We start from the raw sequence: 18,098 nt of genomic DNA, 5'->3' as shown, positions 1-18,098 counted from the left end.
ACATCAGGAAGAAGGTTGGGAGGGGAGCGGGCCGCTACCCTACACCACGACGGCCAATGGCGACACGCTCCCGTAGCCGTCCATCGTTTCGAGGCGGCGCGTCCAGGCTGACAGCCGGACGCGCCGCAAGCCCCATGGAAACCCAAAGGAGCCGCAATGTCCGCGTCCTCTCAGCAGCGCCCCCTTTACCTCGCCGAGCAGGTGCGCGAGCTCGACCGTCGCGCCATCGCCGACGAGCGTGATGACTTTGCTCTGATGCAGCGCGCCGGCGAAGCGGCCTACGAGACACTGCGGTCACGCTGGCCGACGCGCGAGCGGCTGAGCGTCCTCTGTGGCGGCGGTAACAACGGCGGGGATGGCTATGTCGTGGCCACGCTGGCGGCGGCGGAGGGCCTTGCCGTTCAGCTGATTGCGGTCACACCGGTCGGGCAACTGACGGGGAGCGCCAGGCATGCCGCCATCCTGGCGCAGGAGGCAGGGGTCGTCGTGGTGCCGTGGGCGTCTTCGTTGACGCTCGAGGGAGACGTGCTGGTGGATGCGCTGCTCGGCACCGGGACGCAAGGGGCGCCACGCGCTCCGTTCGACACGGCGATTGCTTGCATGAACGCCACCGCCAGGCCCGCGATGGCCATCGACGTCCCTTCGGGCGTCGACGCCGATACTGGATTCGTCGCGGGGGAGGCGGTGCGGGCGAGCGTCACCGTCACCTTCATTGCCGACAAACTGGGGCTGCATACCGGAGCTGCGCTCGATCATGTCGGCGATATCGTCTACCTCTCGCTCGGCGTCAGTCCGGCGGCACACACCGATATGGTGCCTGTGGCCTGGCGCCAGTCGCGTCACGACATCGCCGAAGGGCTGCCGCCACGCTCCCCCTGCAGTCACAAGGGGAGTCATGGTCACGTCCTGGTGGTTGCCGGCGGCCCCGGAATGGGCGGTGCTGCGCTGATGACCAGCGAAATGGTGGCACGCCTGGGCGCTGGCAAGGTGAGCCTCGCCACCGACCCGGCCCACGTTACGGCGAGCTTGACGCGCTATCCCGAGATTATGGCTCATGGCGTGCGTGGGACCGCGGATCTCGCCGCGCGGGTCGAGGCTGCCGACGTGATCGCCGTCGGCCCCGGACTTGGCACCGGCGCCTGGGGGCAGGCCGCGCTCGCCAGCGCGCTGGCGGCCGGCAAGCCCTGCGTGGTCGATGCCGATGGACTCAATCTACTGGCGTCCGAGTTCACCGGCGAGCGCCGCAACGATTGGATACTCACGCCCCATCCTGGCGAAGCCGGACGTCTGCTGGGCTGCACCACCGCGGAGGTCCAGCGCGATCGGCGAGCGGCGATCACCGCCCTGCAGGCGCGCTTTGGCGGGGTGGTCGTGCTCAAGGGCGCCGGCACGCTGATCTTCGACGGCGAGACGCTCGCGCTCTGTCCCTTCGGCAACCCGGGCATGGCCAGCGGCGGAATGGGGGATGCCCTGACCGGCATCATTGCCGGCCTCGTGGGTCAGACCGAATCGCTGTCGCAGGCGGCGCGGCTCGGTGTCGTGATCCATGCGCTCGCCGCCGACGCCGCCGCCGAGGCGGGGGGGGTGCGTGGTCTGCTCGCAAGCGATCTGGCATCCTATGCGCGACATTTGGCCAACCCCCATTGATGCTGACCCATGCCGATAACGCTTAGCGATGAAGCCGCTCAGGTCGCCCTGGGAGAAGCCCTGGGGCTTGCGCTCGAGGGAAGAGGGCGAATTCACCTCCTGGGTGACCTGGGCGCCGGAAAGACCACGCTGGCCCGTGGCGTGCTACGCGCCCACGGTCACGCCGGTGCGGTCAAGAGTCCGACCTATACGCTGGTCGAGCCCTATGAGCTTGGCACTTACCGTATCTACCACTTCGACCTTTACCGTCTGGGTGACCCTGAGGAACTCGAGTTTCTCGGCGCGCGCGACATGCTCGGTGAGGAGGCGTTGAGCCTGATCGAATGGCCAAGCCGCGGCGAAGGCTGGCTGCCGACGCCGGATCTGGAGGTTCGGCTAACGACCCTCGAGAACGGTCGCCAGGCGCAGGCAGCGGCTTTTACTGCGCGAGGCCGCGACGTGCTTGCGGCGCTACCGACGGCGCTTAGCGATATCTCGAGTCACAAGGATGATGAATGTTAACAGCTGTTTTCCGGGCCGCAGGCCGTCAAATGCGTGGCGACGAACATCGGTGGCCGGCCCTGGCGGCTTGCGGACAGGTCATCATCGCCTGGGGGTTGCTGTGCCTGCGCTGTCTTCGACGCGTCGCATCGGTACGGCTCGACACCGAGGCGCAGCCGACGAGCCGAGTCGGCGGGGCGTGCTGGCGTCGCTGGGTTGCCGGTTCGCTGGCGTTCGCCTGTCTTGGCGGCGCCACTCAGGCAAGCGCTGCCGATATCCATAACATTCGACTGTGGGCAGCGCCCGACCATGTGCGGCTGGTCTTCGACATGTCCTCACCGGCGACCGCCAACGTTTTCACGCTCGACAACCCGGATCGGGTGGTGATCGATATCGACAGTAGCGATCTGTCGTTCGATGTCGGTGATCTCGACCTCGACGGCAGTGCCATCGATTCGGTACGCACCGGCACGCGAGAGGGCGGCGGGTTACGGGTCGTGCTCGACGTCAATCGCCACGTGGTACCCAAGAGTTTCACGCTGCCGCCGAACGAGCAGTACAGCGACCGGTTGGTGATCGATCTCGACTATCCCGGGGCGAGCGCGGTGAGCGATCCGATCGACCCCATCGAGGCAATGATTCGCGACCAGGAGATTTCCGCCCAGCGCGCCCAGCAGGAGGCCGTCGTTCAGGGCGGTGGCGTCGAGCAGCCCAGCCAGGTCGCGGCCACGGTGGAAGCCCAGCCGCATCCCAAGCGCGACATCATCATCGCGGTCGACGCGGGGCACGGCGGCGAGGATCCCGGTGCCATCGGTCCAAGCGGCACCCGCGAGAAGGATGTGGTGCTCGAGATTGCGCGCAAGCTCAAGAACCGTATCGATGACACGCCGGGCTTCAAGGCGATTCTCACGCGTGACGACGACTACTATGTCGGCCTGCGTCAGCGGACGCTGATCGCGCGGCAGCAGAAGGCGGACTTCTTCGTCTCGATTCACGCCGACGCGGTACGCAGCAGTCAGCCCTACGGCAGCTCGGTCTATGCCCTCTCCCAGGGGGGAGCAACCTCCGAGAGCGCCCGCTGGCTGGCGGCAAGCGAGAACCAGTCAGACCTGATCGGTGGTGTCGACGGCAGCCTGAGCCTCGACGACAAGGACGAGGTGCTACGTGGCGTGCTGCTCGACCTGACCATGACGGCGACCATGAACGACTCTCTGGCGACCGGTGGCCAAGTGCTCGATCAGCTGGGGCGGATCAACAAGCTGCACAAGTCTCGCGTCGAACAGGCCGGCTTCGTGGTGTTGAAGTCACCGGACATTCCGTCACTGCTGGTCGAGACCGGCTTCATCTCCAATCCGAAGGAGGAGGCGCAGCTGCGCTCTTCCGGCCACCAGGCGCAGCTTGCGCAGGCGATTTTCGCCGGTATCGTCGCGCACTTTCGTCAGCACCCGCCGCCCTCCAGCCTGCTGGCATGGCAGCGGGACCAGGGGCGCGGTGGCGCCAGCAATGAATACCGGGTGCGTGCCGGCGATACACTGTCGACGGTCGCGAGCCGCAACGGCATCAGCATGCAGGCGCTCAAGCAGGCCAACGGCCTCGATAGCGACATCTTGCGGGTCGGCCAGGTGCTGACACTGCCATGAACGTGGCGACGGATGGCGGCTGCCCGGCGGGCCTGAGGGGAGATTTTCGATGAGCGAGACGACGCGAATTCATGTTCTCGATCCGCGGCTGGCCAACCAGATTGCCGCGGGCGAGGTGGTCGAACGCCCCGCTTCGGTGGTCAAGGAGATCGTGGAGAACGCCATCGATGCCGGCGGGCAGCGCATCGAGATCGAACTGGAAGCCGGTGGCGCGCGCCTGATCCGGGTGCGCGATGACGGCAGCGGTATCGAGGAGAACGACTTGCCACTGGCGCTGTCCCGGCATGCCACGAGCAAGATCGCCTCGCTCGAGGATCTCGAGGATGTGGCGAGTCTCGGCTTTCGCGGTGAGGCGCTGGCATCGATCAGTGCGGTCTCTCGTCTCGAGCTGATCTCCAATGCCGATGACGATCCTGCGTCGGGCTGGCGGGTGGTTGCCGAGGGGCGCCAGATGGCGCCGCGGGTGACGCCGGCGCCGCATCCCCGCGGGACCTCGGTGCTGGTGCGGGATCTCTTCTTCAATACGCCGGCGCGGCGCAAGTTCCTGCGGGCTGAGAAGACCGAGTTCGGACACGTCGAAGAGGCGGTGCGGCGGCTGGCGCTGTCGCGATTCGACATCGCCTGGCTGCTCAAGCACAACCAGAAGGTGGTCCATCAGCTGCCGGCAGTCTCCGGCGATCAGAGCGGGCGGGAGCGGCGGATCGGCGCGCTGCTCGGCAAACGCTTTCTCAACGAGGCGCTGCATCTGGAGATGGAGGCCTCGGGGATGCGGCTGCACGGCTGGGTAGGGCTCCCGACCTACTCGCGGGCACAGGCAGACCAGCAGTATTTCTTCGTCAACGGGCGCGTGGTGCGCGACCGCCTCGTCGCCCATGCCATTCGCCAGGCGTATCGTGACGTCATGTTTCACGGCCGCCATCCGGTCTTCGTACTCTATCTCGAGCTCGATCCCCGAGTGGTCGACGTCAACGTTCACCCGACCAAGCACGAAGTCCGCTTTCGCGACGGTCGTCTTGTGCACGACTTTCTCTTCTCGAGTCTGCATCGGGCGCTCGCCGAGGTTCGCCCCAACGCGCCAGGCGGCGAAGAGCAAGCATCGGCCGACCCCAGCGAAGCGGGTGCGACGACATCAAGCGACTCCCTCGCGCCCCAGGCGCCGGGGGACACACCGTCGGCGAGCTGGCAACAGCAGCGTATGTCGTTGGCGGGACAGGCCGGCGGGTCCGGCGCGAGCGGTTACGCCCAGGATCGGCCGCCGGCGCAGCGCATTCGCGAGTTCATGGCGGGCTACCAGGCGCTGCATCCCGATCACGAGTCCACGCTGCTGACACCGCAGGCGCAACCTTCTCCCGGCGGTGAAGCGGCAGGCGTCGCGCTCGCCGAGCGTCCGCAGGCAGCGGTCGCCACGCTGGGCGAAGCCGACGACACTCAGGCGCCGCCGCTCGGTTACGCCCTGGCGCAGTTGCACGGCGTCTATATTCTCTCCCAGACAGAGCGCGGCATGGTCGTCGTCGACATGCACGCCGCGCACGAGCGCATCGTCTACGAGCGGATGAAAGGGCAGATACATGCCGGCGCCCTGCAGGCGCAGCCGCTGCTGGTGCCGGTGTCGATTGCCGCTGGCGCGGCGGCGGTGGAGACCGCCGAGCGCGAGCGGGAGGCGTTCAGCCGTCTGGGCGTGGAGCTCGATGTGGCTGGACCGGAGACCTTGCTGGTGCGTCAGGTGCCGGCGCTGCTGGCGGACGGCGATATCGAGCCGCTGATCCGCGACATGTTGAGTGACCTCGAGCGCTACGGGCGCTCCGACCGCTTCGAGACGCGGATCAACGAATTGCTCAGCACCATGGCGTGCCATGGCAGCGTGCGGGCCAATCGGCTGCTGACGATACCGGAGATGAACGCCCTGCTGCGCGACATGGAGCGAACCGAGCGCAGCGGCCAGTGCAACCATGGCCGTCCGACCTGGACCGAGATGTCCATGGCACAGCTCGACAAGCTCTTCCTGCGTGGCCAGTAACGCCCGCTGACAGCCATCTGACCCTTTTCAACGACGCGCCGCCGCGGCAATCGCGGGTGCGTGTCTGCCGCGCCAAGACTCGACGAGACCCACGCTAGCCCATGACTCACGATCCAAGACCGCTCGCCATTCTGCTGCTCGGCCCTACGGCGGCGGGCAAGACCGATACGGCGATCGCCCTGCACGAGCGCTTTGGCTGCGAGTTGATCAGCGTCGACTCCGCCATGGTCTATCGGGGTATGGATATCGGTACCGCCAAGCCGAGCGCGGCGGAACTGGCGCGTGCGCCCCATCGACTGATCGACATTCGCGACCCGGCCGAGACCTACTCGGCCGCGGAGTTTCGCACGGATGCCATGGCATCGATGGCGGAGATTGCCGCTCGAGGCAAGACGCCACTGCTGGTCGGGGGCACGATGATGTATGCCAAGCGACTGGTCGAGGGGGTCGCGGCGATGCCCGAGGCGGACCCGGAGCTCAGGCAGGCGCTGGAGACCGAGGCCGAGCGAGAAGGGCTTCAGGCGCTCCACGCAAGGCTCGTCGAGATCGACCCGGAAGCCGCGGCGGGGATGCACGCCCACAATCGCCAGCGGCTGATTCGGGCGCTGGAGGTGTTCCATCTGACCGGCGTGCCGATCAGTGAACACTGGCGCCGACAGCGCCGGGAAAACTTTCCCTATCGTTTGCTGTCCATAGCACTCGCGCCCGCAGAGCGTGCCGTGCTTCACCAGCGTATCGGTGAGCGCTTCGATACGATGCTGGACGGTGGGTTTCTGGAGGAAGTGGCCACGCTCAGGCGGCGCGGCGATCTTCATCTGGACCTACCATCAATGCGAAGCGTCGGTTATCGGCAGGCCTGGGAGGCTCTCGACGGCGTCTTTGCGCCGAGTGAACTCCGCGAACGCGGCGCGACGGCGACCCGGCAGCTGGCCAAGCGTCAGTTGACCTGGTTGCGTCGCTGGCCCGGTCTACACTGGGTCGATAGCAGCGCCGCCGATGCAGGGGAACGCGTGGCGAAAATCGTGCGCGAAGTCGGGAGTTAGCGTAAAATGTTGGGCTTCGTCACGACGACTGCAGGCGGTGGTCTTCACCGCGACAGGATGCCAAGTCAGCGCGAATCGTCGCCCAACTAAAACAGCACTACTCATAACATCGTTAGGGAGAGCATCATGTCCAAAGGACAGTCCCTTCAGGACCCGTACCTGAATATTCTGCGCAAGGAGCGCATCCCGGTCTCCATTTTTCTCGTAAACGGCATCAAGCTGCAGGGTCAAATCGAGTCTTTCGACCAGTTCGTCATTCTGCTGCGCAATACCGTCAGTCAAATGGTCTACAAGCACGCCATTTCCACGGTCGTGCCGTCTCGTAACGTCCGTCTGCCGCCGCAGGATCCCAGCGCAGCGCCCGGACTCGAATCCTGATCGAGAGGTAGTGATTGTTTTTCGAACGTCCCGAAGCCGGTGAAACGGCGATTCTGGTCCATGTGGACTTCCAGGACGAGCAGGACCGTGAAGACCCCGGCGAATTGTTGGAGTTGGTGCGGTCCGCCGGAGCGGTGCCGGCGACCCTGATTCAGGGAAGTCGTCGCCGTCCCGATCCTCGATCCTTCATCGGCAGTGGCAAGCTCGACGAGGTGAAGGCCGCGCTCGAGACCCACGGCGCCGAACTCGTCATTTTCAATCACGCCATGTCGCCCTCTCAAGAGCGCAACGTCGAGCGCTCGCTGAATTGCCGAGTGCTCGATCGTACGGGCTTGATTCTCGATATCTTCGCGCAGCGCGCAAGAACCCACGAAGGCAAGCTGCAGGTCGAACTGGCACAGCTCGAGTACATGTCCACGCGCCTGGTGCGTGGCTGGACTCACCTCGAACGCCAGAAGGGCGGTATCGGTCTGAGAGGCCCGGGCGAGACCCAGCTCGAGACCGACCGTCGCCTTCTGCGCGGTCGCATCAAGTCGATCCACAAGCGACTGGAAAAAGTTCGCAAGCAGCGTGACCAGAACCGTCGTGCCCGCGCGCGCGCCGAAGTGCCCAGCGTCTCGCTGGTCGGCTATACCAACGCCGGCAAATCGACGCTGTTCAATGCGATCACTGCCGCCGAGGTTTATGCGGCCGATCAGCTCTTCGCCACGCTCGACCCGACGCTAAGACGCCTGGACGTGCCGGATGTCGGACAGGTCGTGCTCGCCGATACCGTCGGCTTTATTCGGCACTTGCCGCACAAGCTCGTCGAAGCCTTCCAGGCCACGCTGCAGGAAGCGACCGAGGCGAGTCTGCTGGTCCATGTCATCGACGCTGCCGACCCGGATCGCGAACTCAACGTGGCGCAGGTCGATCGGGTTCTCTCCGAGATCGAAGCCGACGACGTGCCGCGCCTGCTGGTCATGAACAAGATCGATCTCATGGGGTCGTCGCCGCGTATCGAACGCAACGGGCAGGGGCTGCCACAGGTGGTCTGGCTGTCGGCTCGCGACGGCAACGGTCTCGATCTTTTGCATCAGGCGATCGGCGAGTGGCTGGCGGACGACATCCTGGATGTGCAGTTGACGTTGACACCCGATCAGGGCCGGCTGCGTGCGGCACTGCATGAACTTCAGGCGGTGCAGGAAGAGAGGTTCGATGAGCGTGGCCATTCGATTCTGGACATTCGCTTGCCCCGGCGAGAGTTTATGCAGATGATGGCTCGCTTGGGTGAAAGCGCCAACGATTACTTGCCCGCTTCGGAGAAGCCGACGGTCGCGGACTGGGAACGCGTCCGGAGCGAGGAATAACGCGCAGGGGAGCATCGCGACCCATGGGTCCGACACGCAGGGCGGTCACGATTCGACATCAGTTCGGACAAGCCTGCCGCCCGCCGAGGAGTTCCCGGCGGTCACCGCTCCCCATGCCTGACGCAACGGCTTTGACTGCATCAGTGGAGACTTAGGTATGGCTTGGAACGAGCCTGGCGGGGGCAACAACCAGCAGGACCCTTGGGGCGGCGGTGGGGGCCGTCGTCCGAACGGTAATGGTGGTAACAATGGCAACAACGGCAATCAGGGGCCGCCGGATCTCGACGAGGCCCTGAAGAAGTTTCAGGACAAGATCAATCGACTGATCGGCGGGCGCAACAAGCGCGGCGGCGGCGATGGCGGCGGATCCAATGGAGGGGGCGCCAAGCGCAACCCTTTCATCCTTCCGGTCATTGTGCTGGTCGTGGCAGCCGTGATCTGGGCGGCATCCGGTTTCCATCTTATCGATCAGTCCGAGCGTGGCGTCGTCTTCCGCTTCGGCAAGTACACCCAGACGTTGAATCCCGGTCTTCACTGGAATCCGCCGATCGTCGATCAGGTGGCGAACGTCAACGTCACCAGCATTCGCTCGGCCAACCAGTCGGATTCGATGCTGACCAGCGATGAGAATATCGTCCGCGTTAGCGTCTCCGCGCAGTATGTGGTGGGCGATGCGCATGCGTTTCTGGTCAACGTCAATCAGCCGGAAATGACGCTGCAGAACGCGATGGACTCGGCGTTGCGCCAGGAAGTCGGCAATATGCCGCTGCAGGAGATACTGACCACCGGTCGTGACCGTCTGGGGCAGCGCATCTTCGAGCGGCTCGGCGCCTATCTGGACGCCTACGGTACCGGCCTGCGGCTGCAGACGGTGAACATCGAGTCGACATCGCCCCCGGATCGCGTCCAGGACGCGTTCGACGACGTCATCCGCGCTCGCGAAGAGCGCCAGCGCTCGATCAACCAGGCCAATGCCTACAGTCAGGCCGTCGTGCTTCAGGCGCAGGGTCAGAAGCAGCGTCTGCTGGAAGAGGCGCAGGGCTACAAGGCCGCGCTGGTCTCCGATGCCACGGGTCAGGCGAATCGCTTCAACTCCTTGCTGGGTGAATACCAGCAGGCGCCAGAGGTGACGCGTGAGCGGCTCTACCTCGAGACCGTCAGCGAGGTGCTGTCCAAGACGTCGAAGGCGCTGGTCGATCTTGGCGATAGCGAGGCCGTGACCGTATTGCCGCTCAACCAGATGGGCAGCGGCGGACAGTCGCGCAGTGGTAACAGCGAGTCGTCGATGAGCCTGGAGCAGCTTCAGCAGATCTCACGCCAGGTGGTCGACATGAACAGCAGTGAAAGTGGCTCGCGGCAGCAGTCGAGTGGTTCCAGCCTGCGGGAGGGGCGCTAATGTTTAACAATCGTGCGCTGATCGGCGTGATCCTTCTGGCGCTGCTCGCCTGGTTCGCCAGCGCCAGTTTCTACATCGTCAACGAGACGCAGCGGGCCATCAAACTGCGTTTCGGTGAGGTGATCGAGAACGAGATCGGCCCGGGACTTCACTTCAAACTGCCGGTGTTCAACACCGTGCGGATCTTCGATACCCGAGTGCAGACCGTCGACTCCAGTGCGACGCGTTACATCACGTCGGACTCGAAAGCGGTGATCGTCGACTCCTTCGTCAAGTGGGAGATCGCCGATCCCCAGCAGTTCTACGAGGCGACGCGTGGCAACATTCAGGTCGCCGAGAATCTGATCGCGCCGCGGACCGATGAAGCACTGCGCAACAAGTTCGGTCAGACCCAGATGTCCGACATCATCCAGGAGCGCATCGCCGCCGAGAGCGATCGCAAGGACCTGGTCGGTGAGGACAAGGGGGCGGATACCGTCGAAGGCGCGCGCGAGGAGCTGATGGTCGAGCCGGTCGAGCAGCTCGACGCCGCGATGCGTCGTGAGCTTGGCGTGCACATCCTCGACATCCGGGTGAAGCGCATCGAGCTGCCGACGGAAGTGACCCAGGCCGTGTACGAGCGGATGAACTCCGAGCGTGAGCGGGCGGCACGCACGTACCGTGCCGAGGGGTCGCAGCAGGCCGAAGCGATTCGCGCCGACGCCGACCGGCAGCGCCAGGAAGTGCTCGCCAGCGGCCGGCAGGAAGCGGAGACCACGCGCGGTGAGGGCGATGCCCAGGCAGCGCGAATCTACGCCAGCGCTTATCAGCAGGATCCAGAGTTCTTTAGCTTCTATCGCTCCCTGCGCGCCTATCGCGAGAGCTTCAGCGGCGAGGGACAGGATCTTCTGGTGCTGAGCCCCGAGAACAGTGATTTCTTCCGCTACCTCGGTACGCCTACGCCGGAGGCGGCATCATCACCCTAAGCGTTCAACGATGGCCCGCGGGATTTCCCCGCGGGCATTTCGTGATACCATTTTTACTGCCGGGTGATGCCCGGCTTTTTTGTGCAAATCGTAAACGTGATGCCGCTTCCCGTCGGGGACGGCTGTCTCGAAGCGTGACGAGAGAGGCCGCGTTTGCGATTCCCTCACCCCGACAGATTTATCGCTTGGCAGGACAGGCTCATGACGATCGCTGACCGCTGGTTGCTTCCCGACGGCATGGACGAAGTCCTGCCGCCGCAAGCGACCCGCATGGAGGAGCTGCGCCGGGCGCTGCTCGATCTCTACGACCGCTGGGGCTACGACCTGGTCATGCCGCCAGCCGTGGAGTTCCTCGACTCGCTGCTGACGGGTACGGGTACCGACCTTGATCTGCAGACCTTCAAGCTCACCGACCAACTCACCGGGCGGATGATGGGCGCCAGCGCCGATGTCACGCCGCAGGTCGCGCGGATGGATGCGCACTCCCTCAAACGGGAAGGCCCGGTTAGGCTTTGCTACTGCACCACGGTGCTGCGCGCCCAGGCCGATAAGCATCAGGGCGGGCGCAGCCCGACGCAGGTGGGCGTGGAGCTGTTCGGCCACGCGGGTCTCGAGGCGGATATCGAGATTCTGAAGTTGGCGCTTTCGAGCCTCGAAGTTGCCGGTGCGACCCGCATCCATCTGGCGCTAAGCCACATCACGATCTATCGCGCGCTGATACGCGCCGCCAACTGGCCGGCCGAAGCCGAGCGGGCGCTGTTCGAAGCGATCGAGCGCAAGGCGTTCAACGCGGTCGATCAGCTCGTCGCCGAGCACGTCAGCGACCCGGAGCTTGCCAGAATGCTAGGCCAGCTGCCGCGCCTGCACGGCGGGGCGGAGGTTCTCGAGCAGGCGCAGACGTCGCTGGCCAATGGCCCGGACGCCGTGAAGGCCTCGCTCGATCAGCTGGTTCGGCTACACCAGGCAGTGACCGACGCCCATCCCGGCGTATCGGTCTACTTCGATCTGGCCGAGCTTCGCGGCTACCAGTACCACACCGGGATGGTTTTCGCCGCCTACGTTCCGGGATACGGTCAGGCGCTCGCCAAGGGCGGGCGCTATGATGACACCGGACGCGATTTTGGCCGTCCTCGCCCGGCAACGGGCTTTTCGATGGATCTCAAGCCGCTGGCGACGCTGGCGGCGCGCGAACCCGGCGTCGACGGTATCTGGGCGCCGGCGTCGGGCGACGCGGCGCTCATCGAGACCATCGCGGCGCTGCGTGCTCAGGGAGAGCGCGTGATTCAAGCACTGCCCGGCCAGCAGACAGGCCCGGCGGCGCATCGCTGCAATCGCCAGCTGACGCTCAGGGATAGCGCCTGGCGGATCGAGCCGCTGAACTGAGTCGGTGGCCGGCGCGAGCCGGTGTCGACAGAGCGTACTGTTCGCGATCGCTGGATCGCGACGAGCTGACCGAGAGACGAAAGCAATGGGTAAGAACGTAGTCGTATTGGGAACTCAGTGGGGAGACGAGGGCAAGGGCAAGGTCGTCGATCTCCTGACCGAATCCGCCAGTGCCGTGGTCCGCTTTCAGGGCGGGCATAACGCAGGTCATACGCTGGTGATCGATGGTGAGAAAACCGTTCTTCACCTGATTCCATCCGGCGTGCTGCGCGACGACAAGATCTGCGTCATCGGCAACGGGGTCGTCCTGTCGCCAGAAGCACTGATCGACGAGATCAAGACGCTGGAAGCGAAGGGCGTGCCGGTTCGTGAACGGCTGCGCCTGTCGCCAGCCTGCCCGCTGATCCTGCCTTATCACGTGCGCCTCGATCAGGCCCGTGAGAAGGCGCGCGGTGTTGCCAAGATCGGCACCACCGGCCGCGGTATCGGTCCCGCCTACGAAGACAAGGTCGCGCGCCGCGGGCTGCGTCTCGGCGACATCCTGCACCGTGAACGCTTTGCCTCCAAACTGGGGGAAGTGCTGGACTACCACAATTTTGTGCTGACGCGTTACCACGGCGAGCCGGCAGTGGATTTCCAGGAGGTGCTGGAGCAGGCGATGGCGTTCGCCGAAGAGCTGCGGCCGATGGTCTGCGATACCGTTTCTCTGGTGCATGACTTCCGCAAAGCCGGCGAGAACATCCTCTTCGAGGGGGCTCAGGGGTCGCTGCTCGACATCGATCACGGCACCTATCCCTACGTGACCAGCTCCAACACGACGGCCGGCGGCACCGCGACCGGTTCCGGCGTCGGTCCGCTCTACCTGGATTACGTACTGGGGATCACCAAGGCTTACACCACACGGGTAGGCTCCGGCCCGTTCCCGACGGAACTCTTCGATGAGTTCGGGCGTCATCTGGCGGAAAAAGGCCACGAGTTCGGCGCGACCACCGGCCGGGCACGCCGCTGTGGCTGGTTCGACGCCGTGGCACTCCGCCATGCCGTACAGATCAACTCGGTGTCCGGCATCTGTCTGACCAAGCTCGACGTGCTCGATGGCCTCGAAACCATCCGTGTCTGCGTCGGCTACCGCAGCAAGGATGGCCAGACCATCGATAATCCCGTGGATTCGGAAGGCTACGAGGTGATCGAGCCGGTCTATCACGAGCTGGCCGGCTGGAACGAGTCGACCCTCGGCGTGAAGCGCGTCGATGATTTGCCCGCCAACGCCAAGGCCTACATCACCTTCCTCGAAGAAGAGGTCGGGACCCCGATCGATATCATCTCTACCGGCCCGGATCGCAACGAAACGATCGTGCTGCGCAATCCGTTCGATTGAGTCGCGTTCGTTTCGCTCCACAGCATGACCCTGAAGCGCTCGCCGGCTACCGGCCGGTGAGCGCGACACCCTCACGTCGCCCGGCATGAGGGTTGAGCCCTTCCGATGGATCAGATGCCCCCTGTCGCTCGGCTTGCCGCGAATAGGGTTCACACGCGTCGCCAAACAGGACTAAAATAGTCCTATATCAATGATACTTAACGACCGAGGCAGCGAGGCATGTTGAAACTGTCGAAGCTGACCGACTACGCGGCCGTGATCATGGCACAGATCGCTCGGGACCCGTTGCGAGCTCACACCGCTTCGGAGCTTGCCGAAACCGCCAATCTGCCCTATCCCACTGTCGGCAAGACATTGAAGATGTTGGCGAAAGGCGGCTTGGTGGTCTCTCGGCGTGGGGCGCAAGGTGGCTACGTGTTGTCGCGTTCGCCGGACGACATCTCGGCGAGCGACATCATCGTCGCCATCGAAGGGCCCATCGGCATGACCGAGTGCAGTCACGCCGATGGCGAGTGCGATCTGATGGAGGTCTGCGGCGTGGCCAACAACTGGCAGCGGGTCTCGCTTGCGATTCGGACCCTGCTCGATGGGGTGACGCTGGCGCAGCTGGCGCAATCGTCGCCGATCAAGCTGCCGGTGCACCCCCCCATACAGAGTGTGACGCTGTCCGACGCGCACGAAGGCTGATGCAAACACAGGGTTGGTGACCTCGAGGAGAGGGCGCCACCGATCGAGATAAGGCGGTGCGCTGCGGTCCAGAAGCACGAGCCGCCACGATAAGACTCTCGACACGAGAGGAGAGGAGACCATGGCTAGCGAAGAAATGGAGCAGTTGGTTCGTCGCGAGTACAAGCAGGGGTTCGTGACCGACATCGAGAGCGACACCTTGCCCCCGGGCCTGGACGAGAGTGTCATCGCTTTCATCTCGCAGAAGAAGGGTGAGCCCCAATGGATGCTCGACTGGCGTCTCGAGGCCTACCACCGCTGGCTCGAGATGACCACGCCCTCCTGGGCGCATCTCGACTATCCGCCGATCGATTATCAGGCGATTTCCTATTTCAGCGCCCCGAAAAAGCCTGAGGATCGCCCGCAGAGCCTCGATGAAGTCGATCCCAAGCTGCTCGAGACCTACGAGAAGCTGGGCATTCCGCTGCACGAGCGTGCGGCACTGGCGGGCGTCGCCGTCGATGCCGTCTTCGACTCCGTCTCGGTGACGACCACCTTCAAGGAGAAGCTGGGAGAAGCGGGCGTCATCTTCTGCTCGATCTCCGAGGCGATCCGCGACTATCCGGAGCTCGTTCAGCAATATCTCGGCACGGTGGTGCCGCAGTCGGACAACTACTTCGCCGCGCTCAACTCGGCAGTGTTTACCGATGGCTCCTTCGTCTACGTCCCGGAAGGCGTGAAGTGCCCGATGGAGCTCTCCACCTACTTCCGCATCAACGCCGCCAACACGGGCCAGTTCGAGCGCACGCTGATCATCTGTGACAAGCGGGCTCAGGTCTCCTACCTCGAGGGTTGCACGGCGCCGCAGCGTGACGAGAATCAGCTCCACGCCGCGGTCGTCGAGCTGGTCGCGCTGGAAGACGCCTACATCAAGTACTCCACGGTGCAGAACTGGTACCCGGGTGACGAGGATGGCAAGGGCGGCATCTATAACTTCGTGACCAAGCGGGGCGACTGCCGCGGGGATCGGTCGCGCATCAGCTGGACGCAGGTCGAAACCGGCTCGGCCATCACCTGGAAGTATCCCTCGTGCATGCTGCGCGGCAAGGATAGCGTCGGCGAGTTCTACTCCGTGGCGGTGACGAATGGCCGTCAGCAGGCGGACACCGGCACCAAGATGATTCACCTCGGCGAGAACACCCGCTCGACGATCATCTCCAAGGGGATTGCCGCCGGTCGTAGTGACCAGGCGTATCGCGGTCTGGTCAAGGTCGGGTCTCGTGCCAAGGGCGCGCGCAACTACACCCAGTGCGACTCGCTGCTGATCGGTGACCAGTGCGGTGCGCACACCTTTCCGTACCAGGAGATCGGCAACTCGACATCGACCGTCGAGCACGAGGCGACCACCTCCAAGATCGCCGATGATCAGCTCTTCTACTGCCGCGCTCGCGGGATCGATGAAGAGGACGCGGTCAGCATGATCGTCAACGGCTTCTGCAAGGATGTCTTCCAGGAGCTGCCGATGGAGTTTGCGGTCGAGGCCGAAGCGCTGCTCAACGTCACGCTCGAAGGCTCGGTGGGCTGACGCGACCGCCGAAGTCACGCGTCACTGTCGGGAGTGCGCCGCGGCGCCTCCCCCTGGTTCCAAGTTCGTCTGAAGGGTTACACATGCTCGAAGTCAAGAATCTGCACGTCACGGTCGAGGGCAAGGCGATCCTCAAGGGTCTCGATCTGACCGTCAACGCTGGCGAAGTTCACGCCATCATGGGTCCGAACGGGGCCGGCAAGTCCACGCTGTCGGCGGTTATTGCCGGCAAGGACGGCTACGAAGTCACTCAGGGCAGCATCCTGTTCGAAGGTCGGGACGTGCTCGAGATGGAGATCGAAGAGCGCGCGCGTGCCGGTCTGCTGCTCGGCTTTCAATATCCCATCGAAATTCCGGGTGTGAAGAACATCTATCTGCTCAAGGCGGCGTTGAACGCCGCGCGGGCAGCGCGGGGGGAAGGCGAAATTCCGGCGCCGGAGTTCATGAAGCTGGTGCGTGAGAAGAGCGCCGAGATGAAGATGGACCCGAGCTTTCTGCAGCGCGCCGTCAACGAAGGCTTCTCCGGCGGCGAGAAAAAGCGCAACGAGATCCTGCAGATGCTGGTGCTTCAGCCGAAACTCGCGATGCTTGACGAGATCGACTCCGGTCTCGATATCGACGCCATGAAGGTCGTGGCGCAGGGCGTCAACTCGCTGCGCAACGCCGATCGCGCGATTCTGCTGGTGACGCACTATCAACGTCTGCTCAATCACATCGAGCCGGATCGCGTCCACGTGCTGGTCGACGGTCGCATCGCCAAGAGCGGCGACAAGAGCCTCGCCCTCGAACTCGAATCCCGCGGCTACGACTGGGTCGTGGAGGAGTCCGCTGCATGAGTGCACCGCAACGCTTTCTCGAGCGTCTTCCCGCGCGTCGTGGCGACGAGCCTAGCTGGGTCGCGGCGCGTCGTCAGGCGGGCGCGGCACGCTTCGAGGCGATCGGGTTCCCGACGCGTCGCGATGAAGAGTGGAAATACACTGACGTGCGACGCATCGCGGACGGCGACTTTGGCCTCGCCACCCACGCCGACTACGATCGCGATCAGTTCGAGAGCCAGCGCCTGGCGCTCGATGCCTACCAGCTGGTGTTTGTCGACGGCCGCTTCAATGCCGAGCTCTCCGATCTGGAAGGGTTGCCCGCCGGCGCCAGCGTCCAGCCGCTTTCGCAGGCTATCGATCAGGATGCCGAGGCGATCGGTGGGTCGTTGGGGCGTCTCGCCGGCGTCGACTTTTCGCCCTTTACGGCGCTGAGCACGGCGTTCGCCGATGAAGGGGCGGTCATTCGGCTAGCGCCCGGTACGGTCGTGGAGAAACCGATTTCCCTGGTGATGCTCTCGCGTGCCAACGACGTGCCGGTGATGAGTCACCCGCGGGTGTTGATCATGGCGGGCGCCAACAGTGAAGCGACGGTCATCGAGCACTATCTCGGTGAGGAAGAGGCGGCCAACTTCACCAACGTGGTGACAGAGGTGCTGCTGGAGCGTGGAGCGATCATCGATCACTACAAGCTCCAGGAAGCCTCGCTGAGCGATCTCCACATTGCCAGCATCCATGTCGACCAGACGCGTGACAGTCGTTTCAACTCGTTCAATCTCAGTCTGGGCGGCGCGCTGGTGCGCAACGACCTGGTCGCGGATCTCAACGCCGAGGGTGCCGAGACGGGCTATAACGGCCTGTTCTTCGTCCAGGGGCGTCAGCACGTGGACAACCACACGCTGGTCAATCACAACGCGCCGCGCACTTTCTCCAATGAGAACTACAAGGGCATTCTCGACGATCGTGCCCACGGTGTGTTCAACGGCAAGGTCTACGTCAAACGCGACGCGCAGCAGATCGAGGCGTATCAGAATAACGCCAACCTGCTGCTGTCCGATCGGGCAGAGATCGATACCAAGCCGGAGCTTGTCATCTACGCCGATGACGTCAAATGCTCCCACGGGGCAACGACGGGCCAGCTCGACGAAGAAGCGGTCTATGGTCTGCGTGCTCGCGGAATTGACGAACCGATGGCGCGGGCGCTGCTGACGTTGGCGTTCGCCGGCGAGGTCATGGAGCAGGTCAAGCTCCACGCCATTGCCGAGCGGGTCGAGCGCGCCGTCGCCGGTCGCCTGCCGGAGCGCTTCAACCTGGCCGACCTGGTGGAGACCGCCGAGGCGGTTCAGGAGGCTTGAG

15 protein-coding genes are annotated in these 18,098 nt (G+C 64.4%); all 15 read left to right on the top strand.

The annotated features are described in order from the left end of the window. The first annotated feature begins 156 nt into the window (after nt 1-156). Entirely contained in the window at nt 157-1,647 is a 1,491-nt protein-coding gene (locus tag DOM41_RS16920; protein ID WP_110688006.1) for an NAD(P)H-hydrate dehydratase, read from the top strand. 9 nt (nt 1,648-1,656) lie between these two features. After that, the gene (tsaE, locus tag DOM41_RS16915) at nt 1,657-2,148 is read left to right on the top strand and encodes a tRNA (adenosine(37)-N6)-threonylcarbamoyltransferase complex ATPase subunit type 1 TsaE (RefSeq protein WP_110688005.1); all 492 of its coding nucleotides are present in this window, start codon (nt 1,657-1,659) and stop codon (nt 2,146-2,148) included. Next, nucleotides 2,142-3,767: an N-acetylmuramoyl-L-alanine amidase gene (locus DOM41_RS16910; protein ID WP_245391892.1), complete on the top strand. Its 1,626-nt coding sequence runs from the start codon at nt 2,142-2,144 to the stop codon at nt 3,765-3,767. The genes tsaE and DOM41_RS16910 overlap by 7 nt, the downstream gene beginning before the upstream one ends. A gap of 49 nt (nt 3,768-3,816) precedes the next feature. Continuing rightward, the gene (gene mutL / locus DOM41_RS16905; protein ID WP_110688003.1) at nt 3,817-5,784 is read left to right on the top strand and encodes a DNA mismatch repair endonuclease MutL; all 1,968 of its coding nucleotides are present in this window, start codon (nt 3,817-3,819) and stop codon (nt 5,782-5,784) included. A 101-nt stretch (nt 5,785-5,885) separates the two neighbouring features. Beyond that, nucleotides 5,886-6,827 carry a tRNA (adenosine(37)-N6)-dimethylallyltransferase MiaA gene (gene miaA, locus DOM41_RS16900; RefSeq protein WP_110688002.1) on the top strand — a complete coding sequence of 314 codons (942 nt, stop codon included), beginning with the start codon at nt 5,886-5,888 and terminating at the stop codon, nt 6,825-6,827. Between the two features lie 126 nt (nt 6,828-6,953). Beyond that, nucleotides 6,954-7,205: an RNA chaperone Hfq gene (gene hfq, locus DOM41_RS16895; protein ID WP_110666204.1), complete on the top strand. Its 252-nt coding sequence runs from the start codon at nt 6,954-6,956 to the stop codon at nt 7,203-7,205. A gap of 14 nt (nt 7,206-7,219) precedes the next feature. Continuing rightward, nucleotides 7,220-8,554 (top strand): ribosome rescue GTPase HflX, encoded by a 1,335-nt coding sequence (hflX, locus tag DOM41_RS16890; RefSeq protein ID WP_110688001.1) that lies wholly within the window; start codon nt 7,220-7,222, stop codon nt 8,552-8,554. 157 nt (nt 8,555-8,711) lie between these two features. Continuing rightward, complete coding sequence (gene hflK / locus DOM41_RS16885; RefSeq protein WP_110688000.1) at nt 8,712-9,950, top strand: FtsH protease activity modulator HflK; 1,239 nt, start codon at nt 8,712-8,714, stop codon at nt 9,948-9,950. Continuing rightward, nucleotides 9,950-10,915 (top strand): protease modulator HflC, encoded by a 966-nt coding sequence (hflC, locus tag DOM41_RS16880; protein WP_110687999.1) that lies wholly within the window; start codon nt 9,950-9,952, stop codon nt 10,913-10,915. The genes hflK and hflC overlap by 1 nt, the downstream gene beginning before the upstream one ends. Before the next feature lie 201 nt (nt 10,916-11,116). After that, the gene (locus DOM41_RS16875) at nt 11,117-12,298 is read left to right on the top strand and encodes an ATP phosphoribosyltransferase regulatory subunit (protein WP_110687998.1); all 1,182 of its coding nucleotides are present in this window, start codon (nt 11,117-11,119) and stop codon (nt 12,296-12,298) included. An 85-nt stretch (nt 12,299-12,383) separates the two neighbouring features. Beyond that, nucleotides 12,384-13,676 carry an adenylosuccinate synthase gene (locus DOM41_RS16870; RefSeq protein ID WP_110687997.1) on the top strand — a complete coding sequence of 431 codons (1,293 nt, stop codon included), beginning with the start codon at nt 12,384-12,386 and terminating at the stop codon, nt 13,674-13,676. Between the two features lie 219 nt (nt 13,677-13,895). Next, nucleotides 13,896-14,363 carry an SUF system Fe-S cluster assembly regulator gene (locus tag DOM41_RS16865; protein ID WP_110687996.1) on the top strand — a complete coding sequence of 156 codons (468 nt, stop codon included), beginning with the start codon at nt 13,896-13,898 and terminating at the stop codon, nt 14,361-14,363. A gap of 121 nt (nt 14,364-14,484) precedes the next feature. Then, a complete protein-coding gene (sufB, locus tag DOM41_RS16860) occupies nt 14,485-15,927 on the top strand; it encodes a Fe-S cluster assembly protein SufB (RefSeq protein WP_110687995.1) in 1,443 nt (480 codons plus the stop codon). 83 nt (nt 15,928-16,010) lie between these two features. Further along, nucleotides 16,011-16,763: a Fe-S cluster assembly ATPase SufC gene (gene sufC, locus DOM41_RS16855; RefSeq protein WP_110687994.1), complete on the top strand. Its 753-nt coding sequence runs from the start codon at nt 16,011-16,013 to the stop codon at nt 16,761-16,763. Then, on the top strand, nt 16,760-18,097 hold the full coding sequence (sufD, locus tag DOM41_RS16850; RefSeq protein WP_110687993.1) for a Fe-S cluster assembly protein SufD: 1,338 nt from the start codon (nt 16,760-16,762) through the stop codon (nt 18,095-18,097). The genes sufC and sufD overlap by 4 nt, the downstream gene beginning before the upstream one ends. The last annotated feature ends 1 nt before the right edge of the window (nt 18,098 follow it).

This window comes from Salinicola aestuarinus (genome assembly GCF_003206645.1).
Classification (GTDB): Bacteria; Pseudomonadota; Gammaproteobacteria; order Pseudomonadales; family Halomonadaceae; genus Salinicola; species Salinicola aestuarinus.
The sequence above is the reverse complement of the archived record's forward strand: the minus strand, read 5'-3'. Positions and strand labels throughout refer to the sequence as shown.

Bases quoted from the DNA above. Each gene is read 5' to 3' on its own strand.
- DOM41_RS16920 (WP_110688006.1), top strand. From the start codon at position 157: ATGTCCGCGTCCTCTCAGCAGCGCCCCCTTTACCTCGCCGAGCAGGTG.
- tsaE (WP_110688005.1), top strand. From the start codon at position 1,657: ATGCCGATAACGCTTAGCGATGAAGCCGCTCAGGTCGCCCTGGGAGAA.
- DOM41_RS16910 (WP_245391892.1), top strand. From the start codon at position 2,142: ATGTTAACAGCTGTTTTCCGGGCCGCAGGCCGTCAAATGCGTGGCGAC.
- mutL (WP_110688003.1), top strand. From the start codon at position 3,817: ATGAGCGAGACGACGCGAATTCATGTTCTCGATCCGCGGCTGGCCAAC.
- miaA (WP_110688002.1), top strand. From the start codon at position 5,886: ATGACTCACGATCCAAGACCGCTCGCCATTCTGCTGCTCGGCCCTACG.
- hfq (WP_110666204.1), top strand. From the start codon at position 6,954: ATGTCCAAAGGACAGTCCCTTCAGGACCCGTACCTGAATATTCTGCGC.
- hflK (WP_110688000.1), top strand. From the start codon at position 8,712: ATGGCTTGGAACGAGCCTGGCGGGGGCAACAACCAGCAGGACCCTTGG.
- hflC (WP_110687999.1), top strand. From the start codon at position 9,950: ATGTTTAACAATCGTGCGCTGATCGGCGTGATCCTTCTGGCGCTGCTC.
- DOM41_RS16875 (WP_110687998.1), top strand. From the start codon at position 11,117: ATGACGATCGCTGACCGCTGGTTGCTTCCCGACGGCATGGACGAAGTC.
- DOM41_RS16870 (WP_110687997.1), top strand. From the start codon at position 12,384: ATGGGTAAGAACGTAGTCGTATTGGGAACTCAGTGGGGAGACGAGGGC.
- DOM41_RS16865 (WP_110687996.1), top strand. From the start codon at position 13,896: ATGTTGAAACTGTCGAAGCTGACCGACTACGCGGCCGTGATCATGGCA.
- sufB (WP_110687995.1), top strand. From the start codon at position 14,485: ATGGCTAGCGAAGAAATGGAGCAGTTGGTTCGTCGCGAGTACAAGCAG.
- sufC (WP_110687994.1), top strand. From the start codon at position 16,011: ATGCTCGAAGTCAAGAATCTGCACGTCACGGTCGAGGGCAAGGCGATC.
- sufD (WP_110687993.1), top strand. From the start codon at position 16,760: ATGAGTGCACCGCAACGCTTTCTCGAGCGTCTTCCCGCGCGTCGTGGC.